Origin of the sequence: Streptomyces sp. NPDC057137 (assembly GCF_042670825.1) — a bacterium.
GTDB lineage: Bacteria > Actinomycetota > Actinomycetes > Streptomycetales > Streptomycetaceae > Streptomyces.
Window position 1 is genome coordinate 170636 of record NZ_JBHUUW010000004.1, and the last position, 19599, is coordinate 190234.

The 19599-nt window shown below is 71.3% G+C and carries 15 protein-coding genes; 9 read left to right on the forward strand and 6 right to left on the reverse strand.

Annotation, left to right across the window (positions count from 1 at the left end):
* Positions 1–25: 25 nt before the first annotated feature.
* Positions 26–748 (reverse strand): hypothetical protein, encoded by a 723-nt coding sequence (locus ACFT9I_RS05765; RefSeq protein WP_382561156.1) that lies wholly within the window; start codon positions 746–748, stop codon positions 26–28.
* Between the two features lie 213 nt (positions 749–961).
* Between ACFT9I_RS05765 and ACFT9I_RS05770 the strand changes: the two genes are divergently transcribed.
* Positions 962–2014, forward strand: coding sequence for an aldo/keto reductase (locus ACFT9I_RS05770; RefSeq protein WP_382561158.1), 1053 nt, complete (start codon positions 962–964; stop codon positions 2012–2014).
* A gap of 35 nt (positions 2015–2049) precedes the next feature.
* On the opposite strand, the gene ACFT9I_RS05775 is transcribed toward ACFT9I_RS05770, so the two are convergent.
* Together ACFT9I_RS05775 and ACFT9I_RS05780 are read right to left on the reverse strand one after the other, a co-directional pair.
* Positions 2050–3306 (reverse strand): NAD(P)/FAD-dependent oxidoreductase, encoded by a 1257-nt coding sequence (locus ACFT9I_RS05775; protein ID WP_382561160.1) that lies wholly within the window; start codon positions 3304–3306, stop codon positions 2050–2052.
* Between the two features lie 139 nt (positions 3307–3445).
* Positions 3446–5230, reverse strand: a complete 1785-nt coding sequence (locus ACFT9I_RS05780) for an IclR family transcriptional regulator C-terminal domain-containing protein (protein WP_382561162.1) — start codon at positions 5228–5230, stop codon at positions 3446–3448.
* Between the two features lie 142 nt (positions 5231–5372).
* Here ACFT9I_RS05780 and ACFT9I_RS05785 point away from each other — a divergent pair, with 142 nt between their 5' ends.
* From ACFT9I_RS05785 to ACFT9I_RS05820, 8 genes are all read left to right on the forward strand, one after another.
* Entirely contained in the window at positions 5373–6203 is an 831-nt protein-coding gene (locus ACFT9I_RS05785) for a CoA transferase subunit A (RefSeq protein WP_382561164.1), read from the forward strand.
* A gap of 95 nt (positions 6204–6298) precedes the next feature.
* Positions 6299–7084, forward strand: a complete 786-nt coding sequence (locus ACFT9I_RS05790) for a CoA-transferase subunit beta (RefSeq protein WP_382561248.1) — start codon at positions 6299–6301, stop codon at positions 7082–7084.
* 6 nt (positions 7085–7090) lie between these two features.
* The gene (locus ACFT9I_RS05795; RefSeq protein ID WP_382561165.1) at positions 7091–8350 is read left to right on the forward strand and encodes a thiolase family protein; all 1260 of its coding nucleotides are present in this window, start codon (positions 7091–7093) and stop codon (positions 8348–8350) included.
* Positions 8347–9132, forward strand: a complete 786-nt coding sequence (gene pcaH / locus ACFT9I_RS05800) for a protocatechuate 3,4-dioxygenase subunit beta (protein WP_382561167.1) — start codon at positions 8347–8349, stop codon at positions 9130–9132. Before ACFT9I_RS05795 ends, pcaH begins: the two co-directional genes overlap by 4 nt.
* Positions 9129–9734 (forward strand): protocatechuate 3,4-dioxygenase subunit alpha, encoded by a 606-nt coding sequence (gene pcaG / locus ACFT9I_RS05805; RefSeq protein WP_382561169.1) that lies wholly within the window; start codon positions 9129–9131, stop codon positions 9732–9734. The genes pcaH and pcaG overlap by 4 nt, the downstream gene beginning before the upstream one ends.
* A gap of 151 nt (positions 9735–9885) precedes the next feature.
* The gene (locus ACFT9I_RS05810; RefSeq protein WP_382561250.1) at positions 9886–11538 is read left to right on the forward strand and encodes a lyase family protein; all 1653 of its coding nucleotides are present in this window, start codon (positions 9886–9888) and stop codon (positions 11536–11538) included.
* 224 nt (positions 11539–11762) lie between these two features.
* The gene (gene pcaC / locus ACFT9I_RS05815; protein WP_382561252.1) at positions 11763–12863 is read left to right on the forward strand and encodes a 4-carboxymuconolactone decarboxylase; all 1101 of its coding nucleotides are present in this window, start codon (positions 11763–11765) and stop codon (positions 12861–12863) included.
* Between the two features lie 264 nt (positions 12864–13127).
* Positions 13128–14684 (forward strand): MFS transporter, encoded by a 1557-nt coding sequence (locus tag ACFT9I_RS05820; RefSeq protein WP_382561171.1) that lies wholly within the window; start codon positions 13128–13130, stop codon positions 14682–14684.
* A gap of 9 nt (positions 14685–14693) precedes the next feature.
* Here the strand turns inward: ACFT9I_RS05820 and ACFT9I_RS05825 are convergent, their stop codons facing one another.
* The 3 genes from ACFT9I_RS05825 to ACFT9I_RS05835 are packed head-to-tail and all read right to left on the reverse strand — an operon-like array spanning position 14694 to position 19574.
* Positions 14694–15668 (reverse strand): phosphotransferase family protein, encoded by a 975-nt coding sequence (locus ACFT9I_RS05825; RefSeq protein WP_382561173.1) that lies wholly within the window; start codon positions 15666–15668, stop codon positions 14694–14696.
* 23 nt (positions 15669–15691) lie between these two features.
* A complete protein-coding gene (locus ACFT9I_RS05830; RefSeq protein WP_382561175.1) occupies positions 15692–19180 on the reverse strand; it encodes a HEAT repeat domain-containing protein in 3489 nt (1162 codons plus the stop codon).
* Positions 19181–19217: 37 nt separating this feature from the next.
* Positions 19218–19574, reverse strand: coding sequence for a hypothetical protein (locus ACFT9I_RS05835; protein ID WP_382561177.1), 357 nt, complete (start codon positions 19572–19574; stop codon positions 19218–19220).
* Positions 19575–19599: the final 25 nt, after the last annotated feature.

A 19599-nucleotide genomic window follows, 5' to 3' on the forward strand; every position in this document is an offset into this window, starting at 1 on the left:
AACCCAACCACCGCACGGGGGTCGTTCAGGGGAGGCGGAGCGGCCCGTTTCCGTCGGGGGGTGGCGCGGGCAGCCGCCAGTACTGGCGTTTGCTCTCGTCGCGGACGGCCAGGCCCAGCGCGTTCAGCTCGGCGCGCAGGGCGCGGACGTCGTCCCCCGAGTCAGTTTTGCGCATCGCGTGCGCGCGGGCGCTCAGCAGGGCGTTCGCGCCCACCGGGAGGCCCGGCGTGTCCGGGACCCAGAGGTGGAAGTCGGCCTGGTGCGGGTCCTCGGCCGCCCAGGCGTAGCCGTGGGTGGTGAAGGCGGTGGCCAGGGCGGCGCGGTTCAGGTCGAAGGGCTCGCGGACCAGTTCCTCGGTGTGGTGTCCGAGCAGTACGAGGAACTTGCCGTCCAGGAAGACCGGGCCGACGTCGGCCCGGCGCAGCTCGCGGGTCTCGTCGCGGATCTTGAGCGTCAGCCGGGTGTCCGACACCCGTACGGTCAGCGACTCGTGCAGCGCGATGAACCCCACCAGCACCCCGAGCAGCACGCCCGCCGTCACTCCCAGAACGGTGAGCCACGGTTCGGGAATGGAGTTCAGCAGCTTCGCCGGGCCCTTCAGCGGGGCCCAGCCCCAGCCCACCAGCCAGTTGGCGAGGAGTTTCACCAGCCAGCCGAGGAGCGCTCCGGCGGCGGCGAACGCCGGGACGAGCCAGACCGGTTGGGCCAGCACGGTGGCGTCGGCGCTCTGCTTGGGGGTTGCCTTCATGCTCCGAGGCTAGGAAGTGGTGGCCGGGGCTGGTATCCGTCGAAGGGATCCGCAGGCGTGACCAAAGTATCGGCCTTGCCGCGGCTCCCGTTCCGTACCGGATCGTCGCGCCCTGACGCACCGGACCGTCGCGCCTTGACCTCGATCGCACTCCAAGTCCTAGAGTGCCCGGCGTACGCCCCAGCAGATGCCTGACCAGCAAGGGAGCACGACATGCGTTACCGCACTCTCGGCGGCACCGGTATCGAGGTGAGCGCCCACTGCCTCGGCACCATGATGTTCGGCTCCGTCGGCAACAGCGACCACGACGACTCCGTACGCATCATCCACTCCGCCCTCGACCGGGGCGTCAACTTCCTCGACACCGCCGACATGTACTCCGCCGGTGAGTCCGAGGTGATCGTCGGCAAGGCGCTCAAGGGCCGCCGCGACGACGTCGTACTCGCGACCAAGGTGCACTTCCCGATGGGCGAGGGCCGCAACCGCGGCGGCAACTCGCGGCGCTGGATCGTCAAGGAGGTGGAGGAGAGCCTGAAGCGGCTGGACACGGAGTGGATCGACCTCTATCAGATCCACCGGCCCGACCACACGACGGACATCGAGGAGACCCTTTCCGCGCTGACCGATCTCGTACGGGAGGGCAAAATCCGCGCGTTCGGCTGCTCGACGTTCCCCGCCGAGGAGATCGTGGAGTCGCATGTCGTCGCCGAGCGCAGGGGGCTCCACCGGTTCAGGACCGAGCAGCCGCCGTACTCGATCCTGGCGCGCGGCATCGAGACGGCGGTGCTGCCGGTGTGCGAGCGGTACGGGATGGGTGTGCTGACGTGGAGTCCGCTCGCCTCGGGCTTCCTCACCGGCAAGTACCGCAAGGGTGGCGCGATCGACCTGACCACGGGGCGCGCCGCGCTGACCCCCGCCCGGTTCGATCCGACGCTCCCGGTGAACATCGCCAAGCTGGAGATCGTGGAGCAGTTGGCCGAGCTGGCGGACAGCATCGGCTGCTCGCTGCCGGAGCTGTCGGTGGCCTTCACCGTCGCGCATCCGGCGGTGACGTCGGTCATCATCGGGCCGCGCACGATGGAGCAGTTGGACGGTCTGCTGAAGGGGGCCGCGCTCACGCTGGACGACGAGACGCTCGACCGTATCGACGAGATCGTGGCGCCCGGCACGAACGTCTACCACCCGGACGGCGTCTGGAAGCCGCTCGCGCTGACCGAGCCCTCGCTCCGGCGACGCCCGGTCGGCGACCGCGCCGCCGCCGCGTAGGGGGTTCGGAGCGGGGGCAGAGGTCAAGTGGGCTGTCAGACAGCCGACTTGAGCATGGTGGGCGGCGCGAACACCACATCCGCCGGGACGCGCGCCGCCACCATCCGCCGGTAGCGGTCGAGTTGGGACGGACTGTTCACGCACAGCGCGCCGGTGACGAACTGTCCGTCCGTGTACACAGCGACGAACCGGCGCTCCGCGACCGTCCCGGCGACGACGTGCGGGACACCGGCCGCGAGGCCGACGAACTGGATCTCGGTGCCGTACTGCTCCGATTCGAAGTACGGCAACGACTCGAACGGCAACGCGCATTCACCGTCCGCCAGCAGCGTGTCGGCGGCGGCCACGGCCTGTTCCGCCGTATCGCTCCGGTGCTCGGCCGCCTTCCGGTGCTCGACCCGCATCACCTCGCCGAACAGCGGGTTGAACCAGCGGGCCACGCTCCCGGCCGCGACGACGCGCGAGGCACCCACCGCCGCGCACGTCGCGTCCAGGAGCACCCCGTCCTCGACGTCGAGACCGCTCCCCCGCAGCCATTCGGTACGCGGCGCGAACCCCGCCGCGATCACCACCACATCGGCCGGTACGAGACCGCCGTCGGCCGTCACGAGCCCGTCGGGGCGGAGGGACACGGCGGGGGTGCCGGTCATCATGACCGTGCCGTGGTCGCGGTGCAGCTCGGCCAGCTCCCGCCCCATGTCGGTGCCGACCACGCCCTCCAGCGGGGCGGCGCCCGATTCGACGACGGTGACGTCGAGACCGCGGTCCCGGCAGTACGAGGCGACCTGGCAGCCCGTGAATCCGGCGCCGACGACGGCGACCCGGGGGCTGCCGGCGAGCGCGGCGCGCAGGGCGCGGGAGTACGCGGCGTGCTCGGCGCCCTCCGTGTCCTCGGCGCCCTCGGCGTCCTCCGTGTCGTCGGCGTTCTCGGCGTTCTCGGCCTCTTCGGCGTTTTCGAAGGTACGGAGGGCGAAGACGGCCGGATGACCGCTCCGCAGCCCGGCGGGCCGTCGCGCTCCGGCGCCGGTGGCGATGACCAGCCCGTCGAAGTCCAGGGTCCGGCCGCCCGACAGCCGTACGGTACGGCCGGCGAGGTCCAGCCCCTCAGCCGTTGTGTTCGGCAGCGGCTCGGCGTCGAGGCCGGGCGGGATGTCGTCCGCCGCGTCGACCACGGTGAGCCGGCCGTCGAAGCCCCGCCGGCGTAGGGCCTCCGAGGTGCGTATTCCCGCAGGGGAGGCGCCGATGACGGCGATATGACGGAGCGTTCCGTCGATCCCGCGGATCCCGGTCATTCCCGTTCGCCGACCCGGAATCCCGGCTTGGTGTCGTACTTCATCAGTCCGACTTCCTTTTCGCGCAGGGGTTGTTCGATCAAAGGGCAGTTACCCATTTCCTGTCAAAGAGTGTTAAACATCCCCCGACATCCCCGAATTAGACGGTGCGGATGTGGGTGTGGCGACCCGCCACCCACAGGTCCCCCTCGATGCCCGCCGCCGTCTCGCGCAGCGGCGGCAGCAGATCGGCAAGGGACTCTTCCGCAGTACGACGGCCGACGGGCATGGAGACGTTGACCGCAGCCACCACCCGGCCGTCACGATCGCGCACGGGTACGGCGAGAGACCGCAGCCCCTCCTCCAACTCCCCCTCGACCAGCGCGTATCCGTCCCGGCCCGCCTGGTCGAGCAGGGCGCTCAGCCGCTGTACGGAGGTGACGGTGTACGGCGTGAGGGCCGCCGGGGCCGGCGCGCGCAGCCGCTCGTCGCGCTCGTCCGGCGGCAGGCCGGCCAGGAGGTCGGCCAGCAGAACCCGGCCCATGGATGTCGCGTACGCCGGGAAGCGCGTACCGACCGTGATGTCGACGCTCATGATCCGTTCGGTCGCGACCCGCGCGACGTACTGGATGTCGTCCCCGGCCAGGACCGACATCGACGCGGACTCCTGGACCCGCTTCACCAGGGTCACGAGATGCGGCTGCGCCAGGAGCGGCAGCGTGAGGCCGGAGAGCGGGGCGAAGCCCAGGTCGAGCACGCGCGGCAGGGGGCGGAACAGGCCGTCGTCGCTCGTGACGTACCCGAGGTGTTCCAGGGTGATCAGCGCGCGTCGGACCGTGGCGCGGGCCAGGCCGGTGGCCTGGGCCAGCGCGCTCAGCGGGACGCCGGTCGTCCGGTCACCGCCGAGGGCCTCGCCGAGGGCCGGGCCGAAGGACGCCAGGACGGCGAGCCCGCGCGCCAGAGACTCCACGAAGCCGGGGCCCATCTCCCGCTTGGACTCGCGGGCCCGTTCGGAGTCGGCGGGCGCGGCGCTCGCCGGGGGCAGCGGACGTGCGACCGGTGCACGCTCCGTCCCCATCTCCGCCTCCACCTCCGCCTCCATCTCCGTCCCCATCTCCGCCTCCATCTCGGCGACCGTCTCCCGCAGCCGGGGCAGCAGCGCCTCCCGCATCGACGCCAGTGCGCGCCGACTCGTGTGGCTGACGACGCTGACGACCCCCACCGGCCGCCCCGCCCGGTCGCGTACGGGCATCGCCAGCGCGACGAGCCCCGGCTCGATCAGCTGGTCGTCCTCCGCCCAGCCCAACTGCCTTGCGGCGTCCACGCGTTGCCGGAACGACTCACCGGCGCGCGCCGCCTCCGCCGGTACGGCGGGAAAGCCGTCGTACAGCGGATCGCGTCGACGCCGCGCCTCCCAGGCGTCCCACTCCGCCTCGGTCCAGTCGACGGCGAGGAGCGCGCCCACCGCGCCGCACTCGGCGGGCAGCCGGTCTCCGATACGGAAGGCGAGGGACATGGTGCGGCGCCGCGTCGACTGGTGGACGAAGCGGATTCCGTCCCGGTCGGGCACGGCGAGCGAGACGGACTCGTCGAGTTCGTCGGCGAGCCGGTCCGCCGCCGGGCCGCAGAGGTCGGGCAGCCGGCAGGCGGACAGGTAGGCGTTGCCCAGCTCCGCCGACCGGGGCGCCAGGACGGCCGCCTTTCCTTCGAGGCGGACATGACCCAGGCGTTCCAGCGTGCTGAGGGTGCGATCGACGGTCGAGCGGGCCAGGGCGGTGGCCCGTACGAGATCGCCGACGGACAGCCGCCCGCCCGCCCCGGCGAGCGCGCGCAGCACGGACAGTCCACGGATCAACGGCCCGACGGCCTCGCGCGGCGCGGCGGATGCGGCGGGAGCGAGTGGGACGGCGGCGGAAGCGAGTGGGACGGCGGCCGGATCGGTCATGGGCTCTCCTCGGTCGGCGGGGGTGGTCGACAGCGCGCCATTGACAGCTCCCGACCCCAGGACGACACTCTGGCCGTCGCAATTCATGAACATTAGTTCACCAGGCGAACACCACACTACCCAGAAGAGAACCGGAGAGACGATGGCCGACCTCCGCTCGCTCCACGACGGCGTCGCCGATCTGATCCACGACGGGGACACCGTCGCCATGGAAGGTTTCACCCATCTCATCCCGCACGCGGCGGCGCACGAGGTCATCCGCCAGGGCATCACGGATCTGACGCTGGCCCGGATGACCCCCGACGTGATCTACGACCAGCTCATCGGCGCGGGCGCGGCGCGGAAGCTGGTCTTCTCCTGGGGCGGCAACCCGGGCGTCGGCTCGCTCCACCGCTTCCGGGACGCCGTGGAGAACGGCTGGCCACGCCCCCTCGAACTGGACGAACACAGCCACGCCGGCATGGCCAACCGCTATGTCGCCGGCGCGTCGAAGCTCCCGTTCGCCACTCTGCGCGGCTACCGGGGCAGCGACCTCCCACTCCGTACGGACACGGTCGCCACCGTCGTCTGCCCGTTCACCGGCGAGGAGTTGGCGGCGGTCGCCGCGCTCAATCCGGACGTCACGGTGATCCACGCCCAGCAGGCGGACCGCGAGGGCAACGTGCAGCTCTGGGGGCTGCCCGGCGTCCAGAAGGAGGCCGCGCTCGCCGCCCGCCGGGTGCTGGTCACCGTCGAGGAGGTCGTGGATGCCCTCGAACCGCGCCCCGGCGCGGTGGTGTTGCCCACGTGGGTGATCGACGTGGTGGCCGTCGTGCCGGGCGGGGCACACCCGTCGTACGCCGCCGGGTACTCGGTCCGCGACAACGACTTCTACCGGTCGTGGGACGCGATCGCCCGCGACCGGGCGACATTCACGGCCTGGCTGGGCACGCACGTACGCGGACGCGGCGTCGGCGAGGTGGTCGCCCCGTGAACGACGCCCTCGCCGACGTCACACCCGACGACGCCACCCCCGCCGACGTGACCCCCGACGACGTAACACTCGACCCCGTGACTCCCGACGAGCTGATGGAGATCAACGCGGCCCGCGCCCTCGCCGGTGCCCGTACCTGCTTCGTCGGTATCGGTCTGCCGAGCACCGCCGCCAATCTCGCCCGCCGCACCACCGACCCGCGCCTCGTCCTTCTCTACGAGTCCGGCACCATCGGCTCCAAGCCCAGCCGCCTCCCGCTCTCCATCGGCGACGGCGAACTGGCCGACACGGCGGACGCCGTCGTCTCCGTGCCGGAGATGTTCAACTACTGGCTCCAGGGCGGCCGTATCGACGTCGGCTTCCTCGGCGCAGCGCAGGTCGACCGCTTCGCCAACGTCAACACCACCGTCGTCGACCGGGGTCCGGACCGGCCCGAGGCGCGGCTGCCCGGCGCCGGCGGCGCCCCGGAGATCGCCGCCAACTGCGGCCGGGTGCTGCTCGTCCTGCGCCACACCCCGCGCAACTTCGTGCGCCGCCTCGACTTCGTCACCACGCTCGGCCACGGCGCGGGACCGCGCGACCGGGCCTCGCTCGGCATGCCGGGGCGCGGCCCCGTCGCCGTCATCACCGACCTGGGCATCCTGCGCCCCGACCCGGAGACGGCCGAGCTGGTACTGACCGAGCTGCACCCCGGCGTCACCGTCGACCAGGCGCGCGCGGCCACCGGCTGGGAACTGCGTACGGCCGAATCCCCGACCGGCTCCCTGGCCACCACCGACCCGCCGAGCGCGGCCGAACTGACCGCACTGCGCGCGCTCAAGGCGTCCAGCGCCGGCGTCAGTAAGGGCAACGGCAACGGCAACCGCAACAACAAGGAGTGAGACCACATGCGAGACGTGTACGTCGTGGACGCCGTCCGCACGCCCTTCGGCAAGTACGGCGGCGCGTACGCCGGAGTGCGCCCCGACGACCTGGCCGCGCACGTCGTACGCGCGCTGGTCGACCGTACGCCGGACCTCGACCCGGCCCTGATCGGCGACGTGATCCTCGGCAACGCCAACGGCGCGGGTGAGGAGAACCGCAACGTCGGCCGCATGGCCGCCCTGCTGGCCGGGCTCCCCGTCTCCGTACCGGGCACGACCGTCAACCGCCTCTGCGCGTCCGGGCTCGAAGCCGTCATCCAGGCCGCACGCGCGGTGGCCGTCGGGGACGCGTCGGTGGTGATCGCGGGCGGCGTCGAGTCGATGAGCCGGGCGCCGTGGGTGCTGCCCAAGCCGGAGCGCGCGTTTCCCGCCGGGCACCAGGAGCTGTACTCCACGACCATCGGCTGGCGGATGGTCAACGAGCGGATGCGGCCGGAGTGGACGGTGCCGCTGGGCGAGGGCGCCGAGCTGATCGCCGACGCGTACGGCATCACGCGCGAGCGCCAGGACGCGTACGCGCTGGCCAGTCACGAGAAGGCCGCGCGGGCGTGGCGGGACGGTCTGTACGAGGCGGAGACCGTCCCGTACGAAGACGCCACCGTGCCGTACGAAGACACCGCCCACGGAGCCACCGCCCACGGAGCCACCGCCCATGGAACCACCGCCCACGGAGCCACCGACGAGAACATTCGTGAAGGCGGTACGGCGGCGGGCCTCGCCAAGCTCCGGACCGTCTTCCGTAAGGAGGACGCGGGCGGCACCGTCACCGCCGCCAACTCCTCGCCCCTCAACGACGGCGCGGCGGCCCTTCTCCTGGTGGACGAGGACGGCCTGCGCGCCACCGGGCGCCCGCCGCTCGCCGTCGTGCGCGCCTCGGCGGTGACCGGGATCGAACCGCCGATGTACGGCCTCGGCCCCGTCGAGGCCATCGGCCGCGCCCTGGACCGGGCGGGCCGGCACTACGCCGACCTGCACACCGTCGAACTGAACGAGGCCTTCGCCGCCCAGGTACTCGGCTGTCTCGCCGGACTCCCCGACCTCGACCCGTCCCTCGTCAACCCGCGCGGCGGCGCCCTCGCCATCGGCCACCCGCTGGGCGCGTCGGGCGCCCGGCTCGCGGGGGCCGTCGCGCATCAGCTGGCCGCACACGGTTCCGGTACGGGCGTCGCGGCCCTGTGCGTCGGGGTCGGCCAGGGAGTCGCCCTCGTACTGGAGCACCCATGACAGACACCACACCCGCCACACCTCAGGGGGACATCGACCGCGAGATGGCCGAGCACCAGGCGGCCTACCAGGCGGCCCGCGCGGCCGGCGCGCCCCCCGCGCACCACCCGGCGCGCGACTACCCGCCGTACCGCAGCACGCTGCTGCGCCACCCGAAGCGCCCGCCGGTCGTCGTGGCGGGCGACCCGGAGGCCGTCGAGCTGTACGGCCCGGTCTTCGGGCACACCGATGTCACCGAACTCGACGCGGACCTGACGGCCCAGCACGCCGGTGAGCCCCTCGGTGAGCGCATCACCGTCTCGGGGCGGCTGCTGGACGGCGCGGGCCGTCCCGTACGGGGCCAGCTCGTCGAGCTGTGGCAGGCCAACGCAGCCGGGCGCTACGCCCACCGACGGGACCGCCATCAGGCGCCGCTGGACCCGCACTTCACCGGGGCGGGACGGACACTGACGGACGACGACGGCGGCTACCGCTTCACGACGATCAAGCCCGGCGCGTACCCGTGGGGCAACCACGACAACGCCTGGCGCCCGGCCCATCTGCACTTCTCGCTCTTCGGTACGGCCTTCACGCAGCGCCTCGTGACGCAGATGTACTTCCCGAACGACCCCCTGTTCGCCCACGACCCCATCCTCCGGTCGGTCTCGGACGAGTCCGCGCGGCAGCGGCTGGTGGGGACGTACGACCACGGGCTCTCACAGCCCGGCTGGGCACTCGGCTATCGCTGGGACATCGTGCTGGACGGCCCGTCCGCCACCTGGATCGAGGAGGGACGCGAATGACGGTGTACGACTCCGCACAGCACCCCGACCGGGCCGACGGCCCCACGCCGTCTCACACGGTCGGCCCCTTCTACGGTTACGCGTTGCCCTTCCCCGGCGGCGGCGATCTGGCGCCCGTCGGCCACCCGGACGCGATCTCCGTGCACGGGGGCGTGTACGACGGCGCGGGCGCGCCGGTGCCGGACGCCCTGGTGGAGCTGTGGCAGCCGGACCAGGCGGGTGAACCGGTCCGCCGGGCGGGGTCGATGCGGCGGGACCAGGTGACGGGCGGTTTCGCGGGGCGGGACGGTGTCACGTTCACCGGCTGGGGGCGGGTCGCGACGGACGCCGACGGGCAGTGGGCGGCGCGGACCCTGCTGCCTGGCGCGCGCCCGGGGCGCGTTCCCTACCTCAGTCTGTGCGTCTTCGCGCGGGGGCTCACGCATCACCTCTTCACCCGCCTGTACTTCCCGGCGCCGGAGTACGCCGATCCGCTGCTCGCCTCGCTGGACGCGGACCGGCGGGAGACGCTGTTGGCGAAGGCCGGGCCCACGCCCGGCACGTACCGCTTCGACATCCGACTTCAGGGCGACGAGGAGACGGTTTTCCTTGACTTCCGCTGACCAGGCCGCCGACCAGGCCGCTGACCGGACTGCAGACCGCGCCGCCGACCCGTCAGCTTCCGGTCTCTCCCCCGACGCGGGGCTGCTCTCGCCCGGCCGGGCGGGATCCGCCGCCGAGGCGGCGACCGGTGACGCCGCCTTCCTGCGGGCGATGCTCGACGCCGAGGCGGCGCTGGCGCGCGCGCAGGCGGCGGTCGGTCTCGCGCCGACGGCGGCGGCCGACGCGATCACGGCGGCGGCGGGGACGGCGGAGCGGTTCGACGTACGGGACGTGGCGCTGCGGGCGCGTGCCGGGGGCAACCCGGTGATCCCCCTGGTGGCGGATCTGACGACGGTGCTGGACGACGAGGAAGCGGCGCAGTACGTCCACCGGGGCGCGACCAGCCAGGACATCGTGGACACGGCGATGATGCTGGTCGCCACCCGTACGGTGCCACTGATCCTGGCGGATCTGGACCGTACGGCGGACACGCTCGCCGCCCTGGCCACCGCCCACCGCACCACGCCGATGGCGGGGCGCACCCTCACGCAGCACGCGGTCCCGACGACGTTCGGGCTGAAGGCGGCGGGCTGGCTCTCGTCGGTACGGGACGCCCGCACCCGGTTGGCGGCTGTCCGGCTCCCGGTCCAACTGGGCGGTGCGGCGGGCACGTTGGCGGCCTTCGCGCGGAGCGACGACGCGGTGGCCGGCACACCGGGCAGCACCTCCACCGCCGCGTCCTGCGAGCCCGTGTACGACCTCACCGGTGCGCTCGACACCACACTGGACACCCCTCCCGAGCCGCTGCCCGACTACCCGCCCGCCACCGGCACCGACCCGAGACTGGACCCCGAGCCCGAACTCGGGGCCGACCCCGCGCCCGACGAGCCGGTCTACGACCTGACGGGCGCGACCCCCAGCAGATCGGTCGAGGCCGCCGTCCCCGAAGGCCCCGAGTCGGAAGTGCCGAGAGCGTCGGAGGGGGACGGGACCGAGGCCCCGGGGGCGGGCCAGGCCGCGCCCGGCACCGACAACGGCGTGCGCCTCCTCGCCGCCTACGCCGCCCAGCTCCGCCTCGCCGAACCGACGCTGCCGTGGCACACCCTCCGTACCCCTGTCGCCGATCTCGGCTCGGCCCTCGCCTTCACCGCGGGCGCGCTCGGGAAGGTGGCCGCCGATGTGCTCGTGCTGTCCCGGACCGAGATCGGGGAGGTCGCCGAGGCGCGCGGCGGCGGTTCGTCCGCGATGCCGCACAAGCGGAACCCGGTGCGGGCCACCCTGATCGCCGCCGCCGCGCGACAGGCGCCCGCGCTCGCCTCCGTACTGCTGGGGGCACTCGTCGCCGAGGACGAACGCCCCGCAGGTCCCTGGCACGCCGAGTGGCAGCCGCTGCGCGAGCTGCTGCGGCTGACCGGCGGAGCCGCCCACGACGCCGCCGAACTCGCCCACGGCCTGCGGGTCTTCCCCGACCGGATGCGGGACAACCTCGGCCTGACCCACGGGCTGCTCGTCAGCGAACGGCTGGCGACGGCCCTGACCCCGGCCGTCGGCGCGGCCCGCGCCAAGCAACTGGTCGGCGCCGCCGCCCGCCTCGCGTCGGGCGCGGGCATCCCGCTCGCACAGGCGCTCACGGAGACCGATCCGGCGGTCGCGGAGCTGATCGGGGAGGAGCGGCTGCGGGCCCTCACCGACCCGGCCGGCTACACGGGCTCCGCCCCGGCGCTCGTGGACCGCGCCCTCGCCGAACACGCCGTCGCCGAGGGCGCACTGGCGCAGGCCGCGTTGGCCGACCACCCGGAGGACCCACCGGAGGCCCCTCGATGACCGACGAAACCGATGCCGGGACTGGGACTGGGACTGGGACTGGAACGGGAACTGAGACCGGGACCGGAACTGAGACCGAGACCGAGACCGGGACCGGGACCGGGACCGGGACCGGGACCGGGACCGGGACCGGGACCGGGACCGGTACCGGGACGACGGGACCGCCCCAGCTCCACCTCCCCCACCCCCACTTCCGGCTCGACGGCCCGGCCGACGGCGCGCCGCTGATCCTCGGGCCGTCCCTCGGCACGTCCCTGCGCGTGTGGGAGCCCCAGTTGGAGGCCCTCGCCCGCGACCACCGCGTCCTGCGCTGGGACCTGCCCGGCCACGGCGGCTCCGCCCCCTCCTCCGCACCCGCCGTCTCCGTCGCCGCCCTGGCGAACCAGGTGGTGCGGCTGGCCGACGAACAGGGCTGGGAGCGGTTCGCGTACGCGGGGATCTCGCTGGGCGGCGCGGTGGGCCTGGAGCTGGCCGTACGGCACCCCGACCGCCTCGTCTCCCTCGCCGTGCTGTGCTCGTCCGCGTACTTCGGCGCCCCCGACACCTGGCGGGACCGCGCGGCGAGCGTCCTCGCCGAGGGCACCGAGACCCTGGTGGCGAGCCGCCCCGGCGTCTGGTTCGCGCCCGGCTTCGAGCGCACCCCGCTCGGCGCGGCGCTCGTGGGGGACCTGCGGGCGGCGGACGACAAGTCGTACGCGGCCTGTTGCTCGGCCATCGCCGAACACGACCTGCGCGACGAACTGGCGACGGTGCGGGTCCCGACGCTCGTCGTCGCCGGCCGCGACGACCCGGCGGCCCCGCCCTCGCCGCACGCCCGCACGATCGCCGACGGCATTCCGGGCACGAGCCTCACCGAGATCGCCGGAGCCGCGCATCTGGCGAACGTCGAACGCCCCGCGCCGGTGCTCGCCGCGCTGCTCGACCACCTCGCGGCGACGGCCCAGGCCGTCGGTGACGCCACCCGGCACGGCGCGGGGATGGCGGTGCGCCGCGCGGTGCTCGGCGACGAGCACGTGGACAGGGCCGTGGCCCGTACGACTGCGTTCACCGCGCCCTTCCAGGACTTCATCACCCGCTACGCCTGGGGCGAGATCTGGACCCGGCCGGGGCTCGACCGCCGTACGCGCAGCTGCGTCACTCTGACGGCGCTGGTCGCCGGCGGGCACCACGACGAGTTGGCGATGCATGTGAGGGCGGCGGTACGGATCGGGCTGAGCCCCGAGGAGATCCGGGAGGTGCTGCTCCAGTCGGCGGTGTACTGCGGGGTGCCCGCGGCCAACAAGGCGTTCGCGATCGCCGACGACGTGCTGTCGGAACACACCTGAGGCGACACACCCCTGAGGTGACACGCCTCTGAGCCGACACCCGCCTGAGGCGCCCCTGCCTGGGCGACACCCGCCTGTGTCGCCCCGGCCTGACGGACAGGCATGCCCGCGCGTCGGGCCTGGCAGCGCTCGAACAACAGTCGGTTCCCCGCCTGGTCGCGGCCGAGTCGCGAGACCGGTTCGCCCCGCTTAGGGTCGGAATCCGGTGAACGGTGGCGTTCCCTGTCCGAGGGCGCGCACCACCCCGTTCCACCACCCTCACCTATGACTGATTCACAGCCCACACCGCCGAACACCGCGAAGTCCGACGCCACCCCCGAGGACGGGGGCGGCAACGGCATCGCGCTGGCCATCATCGCCTCCTGCCAGCTGATGGTGGTCCTCGACGTCACCATCGTGAACATCGCGCTCCCGCACATCCAGAGCGCGCTCGACTTCTCGACCCAGAACCTGTCGTGGGTGGTCAACGCGTACACCCTCACCTTCGGCGGCCTGCTGCTGCTCGGCGGGCGCCTCGGCGACATCCTGGGGCGGCGCAGGGTCTTCATGTTCGGCATCGCGCTCTTCGCTGTCGCCTCCCTGCTCTGCGGTCTGGCGCAGGACTCGTGGCAGTTGCTCGCCGCCCGCGCCATCCAGGGCGTCGGTGGCGCCATCGCCTCCCCGACGTCGCTGTCGCTGATCACCACCACGTTCCGTGAAGGGCCCGCGCGCAACAGGGCGTTCGGCGTCTTCGCGGCCGTCTCGGCGGGCGGCAGCGCGATCGGGCTGCTGGCCGGCGGCATCCTGGTGGAGTGGCTGAACTGGCGGTGGATCTTCTTCGTCAACGTGCCGATCGGGCTCCTGCTCATCGTTCTGACGCCCCGCTTCATCAAGGAGTCCGAGCCGCGCCCCGGTCACTTCGACGTCGTCGGCGCGCTCACCGCGACGCTGGGCATGGTCGGTCTGGTCTACGGCTTCATCCGGGCCTCCGAGGAAGGCTGGACCGACGCCCTGACACTCGGGTCCTTCGCCGCGGCCGTGGTGCTCCTCGTGCTGTTCATCGTCATCGAGCAGCGTTCGAGGCAGCCGATCACACCGCTGTGGATGTTCAAGGACCGCAACCGCGCGGGTGTCTACGGGATGATGCTCAGCCTGGCCGCGGCGCTGTTCGGCATGTTCTTCTTCCTGACGCTCTTCGTGCAGGAGGTCCTCGACTTCAGCCCCCTGCGGGCCGGTCTCGCCTTCCTCCCGGTCAGTGTGGTCATCGCCATCGGCTCGGGCCTCGCCTCGCAACTGCTGCCGCGCTGGGGCCCGAAACCGTTCATGGTGTCCGGCGCGGTCCTCGCCGCCGCGGGTCTCGCCTGGCTGACGCTGACGGACGTGCACAGCACCTATCTGGGCAGCCTGCTGGGCCCGGTGCTGGTCTTCGGCCTCGGTATGGGCTTCCAGTTCGTGTCGCTGACCCTGATGGCGCTCTCGGGCATCAGCCAGGAGGAGGCCGGAGCGGGGTCCGGCGTTTTCAACGCGACGCAGCAGGTGGGCGGTTCACTGGGGCTGTCCATCCTGGTGACGGTGTACGGCACCGCCAGCAGGAACGAGGCGAAGACCCAGGCCCGCGACTTCCTGGCACACGCGACCCCGGCCCAGAAGCTGACGTTCCAGAAGACGGGTTCACTGCCGAAGCCGTGGAGCGACGCCGTGCTGACGCACGGTGTGACGAACGCTTTCATCGCCGCGGCGATCTTCGCCCTCGTGTCGGCACTGATCGCGGTGTTCGTGATCCAGGTACGGGCCTCCGACCTCGAACGCCTCCAGGGCGGCATGCCACCACCCGCCGCCTGACCCTCTCGTTCACGTCGTCGTAGAGATCAGCCCGAGGGCCAGGATCAGCGCGGTCCCGGCGGTCCTGCGGGTGACGGCGGTCTGCGCGGGCGGGTAGCCACGCGGTACGCCCTCGACCAGCATGATCAGATACAGGTAGCAGCGGTAGAGCGCCATGCGCAGCCGCGCGGCCTCGTCGAAGCCGGTGTCCCCGCCGCCGGCCCGGTAGCCGGCCAGCAGCGCCAGGTCGTCCTCGGGCTCACCGAACAGATTGAGCGAGACGAACTCCGCCAACGGATCGCCCCAGAACATCCGTTCACCATCGATGAGCCCCCCGATTCGCCGTGCCCCTGGATCTCCGGTCAGGAGGATGTTCCCCTGCCACAGATCGAAGTGCACGAGCGCGGGAACGGTGACCTCGTCCAGCGCCGGGACCGCGCCCCGTACCAACTCCCGTACACGCTTCCCGGACACCGGCAGCCGCGCCTCGAACCGCTCGGCGTCCCCCAGCACCGCCTCCAGCATCGCGCCGAACGCCTCACGCCAGCTGCCGGCGGTGGGCACGGCCTCGGACGGATAGCCGAAGCGCGTACCGGTGACGGTGCCCAACTCGGCTACGTACGCCCCGAGTTCCCGCCTCAACCGCTCATGCTCCGCATCCCCGAGCCCGCCCGCCAGGGCGGACCACGGCTCCCCCGGCAGCTCCGACATCAGCAGCGAGTCCGGGGCGAGGTGTACGACCTCGGGCACGGGCACGCCGGTGCCCCCGGCCACCCGGTAGAACTCGCCCTCGTTGACGAGCAGTTCACCCTCGTACGCCATCCGCGGCACACCCGGCTCCGGCGGCAGCTTCAGCACCAACCGCCCACCCCCGTCCAGCCGGACCCGGTAGAGGGAGTTGTACGTGCCCCCGCCCAGCGGCTCGTACCCGCCGACGGCCTGCGCCTCCCCCACCCCGGCGGCGTCGAGAATCGCGGCGAGACGGGACACGGTCAGCGCGGACATGTACGGACCCTCTCGATTCGGCCCTAGAAGAACTCTCCACCGGCCAGAATTGCTTCGACTGCCTGCACTGCTTGTGCCGTCGCCGAGCGTACGTCTTCCGAGGGGTCGTTGACGGCGATCTCTTGCAGGGCGGAGAGGGTGAGCGGGTCGGCCGGCCACCCGAAGGCCAGCATCCATACGGCGCCGCGCCTGACGTCCACACTTTCATCGTGGCGGGCGCGCTCGTGCAGAGCGTCGCGAGCGTCTTCTGTTGCTTCCGCTGCCCAGAGCCGGAGCGCCCCAAGTCTCAGCTCAGGTTTTGGGTCGGTGGCGGCACGGTCGTGGATCAGGGCCCGGGTCTCCGGACGATCGGGCCAGTGCTCGCTCAGCAGCTCCAGCGCAGCGGCGCGCGGCTCCTCACCGGGGTCGGTGACAGCACGGTCACGAATCAACGCACCAATCTCCGGACCCTCCGACCAGTGCTCACCCAACAGCTCCAGCGCAGCGGCGCGCGGCTCCTCACCGGGGTCGGTGACAGCACGGTCACGAATCAACGCACCAATCTCCGGACCCTCCGACCAGTGCTTACCCAACACCTCCAAGGCAGTGGCGCGAGCGTACTCACCGGGGTCGGTGACAGCACGGTCACGAATCAACGCACCAATCTCCGGACCCTCCGACCAGTGTTCGCCCAACACCTCCAGTGCAATCATGCGCGGCTCCTCATCGGGGTCGGTGACAGCACGGTCACGAATCAACGCACCGACCTCCGCATCCTCCGACCAGCGCTCACCCAACAGTCCCAAGGCGAAATAGCGGGGCATCTCTTCGGGGTCGGTGACAGCACGGTCACGAATCAACGCACCAATCTCCGGACCCTCCGACCAGTGTCGAGCCAGAAGCCCCAAACTCCTGTAGCGGGGCATCTCTTCGGGGTCGGTGACAGCACGGTCACGAATCAACGCACCAATCTCCGGACCCTCCGACCAGTGTCGAGCCAGAAGCCTCAGGGCAGCGGTACGCGGCTCCTCACCGGGGTCGGTGACAGCACGGTCACGAATCAACACACCAACCTCCGGACCCTCCGACCAGTGCTCACCCAACAGCCCCAAAGCGGCGGCACGAGGCTCCACATCGGGGTCGGTAACAGCACGGTCACGAATCAACACACCAACCTCCGGACCCTCCGACCAGTGCTCACCCAACAGCCCCAAGGCGGCGGCGCGCGGGGATCCGTGAGGGTCCGCAGTAGCACGGTCACGAATCAACGCACCAATCTCCGGACCCTCCGACCAGTGCTCACCCAACAGCCCCAAAGCGACAGCGCGCGGGTACTCTTCGGGGTCGGTGACGGCACGGTCACGAATCAACACACCGATCCCCGAACTCTCCGACCAGTGCTCACCCAACAGCCTCAGGGCAGCGGCGCGCGGGGATCCGTGAGGGTCCGCAGTAGCACGGTCGTAGATCAGGGCCCGGCACTCCGGTACTGCCCACCAGTGCCGCGCCAATTGATTCAGTGCTTGAAGGCGTACGACGACCTCCGGTGCGAACCTTGCAAGCAGCATAGGGGGCGCGGGAGTCCGATAGAGGGCACCCGCCACTCTCACGGGCAAGTTGCCGTTCTGCTGGAACTGGCCGGATGCATGGAACCAGTGCAAGTAGCGCTGGCGCCCGCTCCAGTACTCACTGAAGGTGGTCAGGGCCGGCAGCGCGGCGTCGAGTGCACCGTCTGTTCGATGCGACGGGAGCCCGCCGACTGCCTGAATAAGGGCATCGACGACAGCATGGCTCTGCATGGCGAGCGGGCCGATCTTGCGCACTTCGGCCAGTGCGCGTATGGCCAGGGCCAGCATTTCTCTGTCCCCAGCAGGCGACTCGCGGTGAAGTTGCAGGAGGCAGTCGATCGCCGGGCCGGCGTCACGATCACTTAGCTGGCCGATCACCAGGAGCAGGACTTCATGCCAAGAGGGGTCAGCGGCACGGGCTTTGAAGATCTGGTCGATGAGCTGGTCCTGAGTCCATTCGCGATCTTCCTTGTACCGGTGGGCAATATCGGCGGCGGCGAGGTATTCGAGGAACGCCCGGTGGACGAACCCGTAGACCTCCCCTCCATACCTGCTCAGGATGAAGTTCCGTGTCCGGAGCCGGTCCACCATGGCGCGGGCCGCCGCCTTGGCCTTCATCGGAGGGAGTTCGTAGTCCTGTAGGTAGTCGATGAGGACGGCCTCAAGCTCCCGCACGTGGATGTGATTGCCCGCGATACCGCTGCTGCCGTTCTGCATGGAGCGCGCCAGCAAGCGCAGTAGGTCGTGAAGCTCCTCGGCGTCCAAGTCCTCCCACGCTTCCGAACCCGGTTGTCCCTTCAGAAGCTTGACGTCTTGGTCCAAGTGCGCGACAAGGACGGTTACCGCGTGCCGGTACACACCTTGACGGTCTCGCGGCAGCGTCTGGCGGCGGCCGATGATGGCGAGGATCGTCAGGAGCAACGGATTGCCCGCCAGTTCACGCACCGGCCGGGAGTGGGACACAGCATCGGTGACCCGTCGTACCAACTGACCAGCGTGCGTCGGGTCGTTGGGGCAGGCGTTGGCGTACCAGCGGCGAGCGAACTCGGCGATCTGTTGCTCGTCAAGATCTTGCAGCATGTGGTGCTTGAAGCCCGCGCCGTCCAGGATTGCCCGCTGATAGCCGATGACACGCGAAGTGACGACCACACGAGTGTCCGGGTAGCACGCGGCAAAGGCCGCGATACGTCGCGCGGTCTCCGCTCGTACGCGCGGATCGAACAGTTCGTCCAGGCCGTCAAAAACGACCAGCGCCTTTCCGCTCCGCAGGCGGTCCTGCAGCACGGGAGCCGGGACCGACATTCCCTCAGTGACGTGCAGATGCTTCAGAAAATCTTCGAATGTCCGCTCGCGCCAACGCTCCTCCGCGTAGAGCCGGAGTTCGATCACCTGGGGCAGCCACCCCTTCAGGGCGGCCAGCGGACCCTCAGGCTCAGGGCCGGTCAGAGCCAGCGCGAGATAGCGGGCCAGGGTGGACTTGCCCGCGCCCGGGTCTCCCAGGAGCACCACCCGCTTGACCTGCGGGTCGGCCACAACTTCCAGTACATCGGCGGGCGGGCGTTGACGGTACGCCTCACCTGCACGGTACAGGCTGTCGGAATCAGTCCCCGGAGGAAGGTCTCCGCCCTCCACCAACTCGCCTTGCTCCACCAGCCGCTTCATCAGCTCGCGGGGCAACTCAACTTGTGGTGGGTCCGCTCGCACCAAGGGGGTGACGAAGACTTCTCGCAACTCCACCACCGGATGCTCGTTCTGTTCCGAGAGAGGCGTCAGGACCTCCAGGTCCAGTCGGCCGTAGCTCACGCGGACCCGGCCCGCGTACGCCTCTACCGCTGCCCGCGCCTCTTCCGGCGTGAACTCAGCCGCCAGCGGCGCATGCAGATGCAGTTCACCGACTTTCATCGCACCGCTGTTGGCCAAGCCACCGTTCTGCGCCTGCGCGTCCCCCGTAGCCGCAACCTGCACGGCCGGCTTCTTCCTCAACGCCACTGCCCGACGCCCCCTAGTTGAGCTGAATCCCGCTGTTCGCCCCGCTGCCGTCACCATCCGCCTCGGCGTCCCCCGTGCCCGTGGCACTCGCCTGGACCGGTCCGCCCGAACCGGTGTGCGTAATACCGGTGTTGGACGTGCCCCCCTTACGTGCGGTGCTTGTGCCGGTCCGCGTCACACGGAAGGTGCTGGGCTCCCGCTCCGCCCCGCCGACGAGGGCGAAGACGATACCGACGACGCCCACCGACGCGCCGACGACACTGGCCACACCATCCGCGGTCCCGAGGTCCTCCACCACCCAGACCACGACCATCGCCACGATCAACGCGCACGAACCGACGATCAGCGCCGTTCTCTTCCATCCCCGCATGGGCGAATTCTGACCCAACAGACCA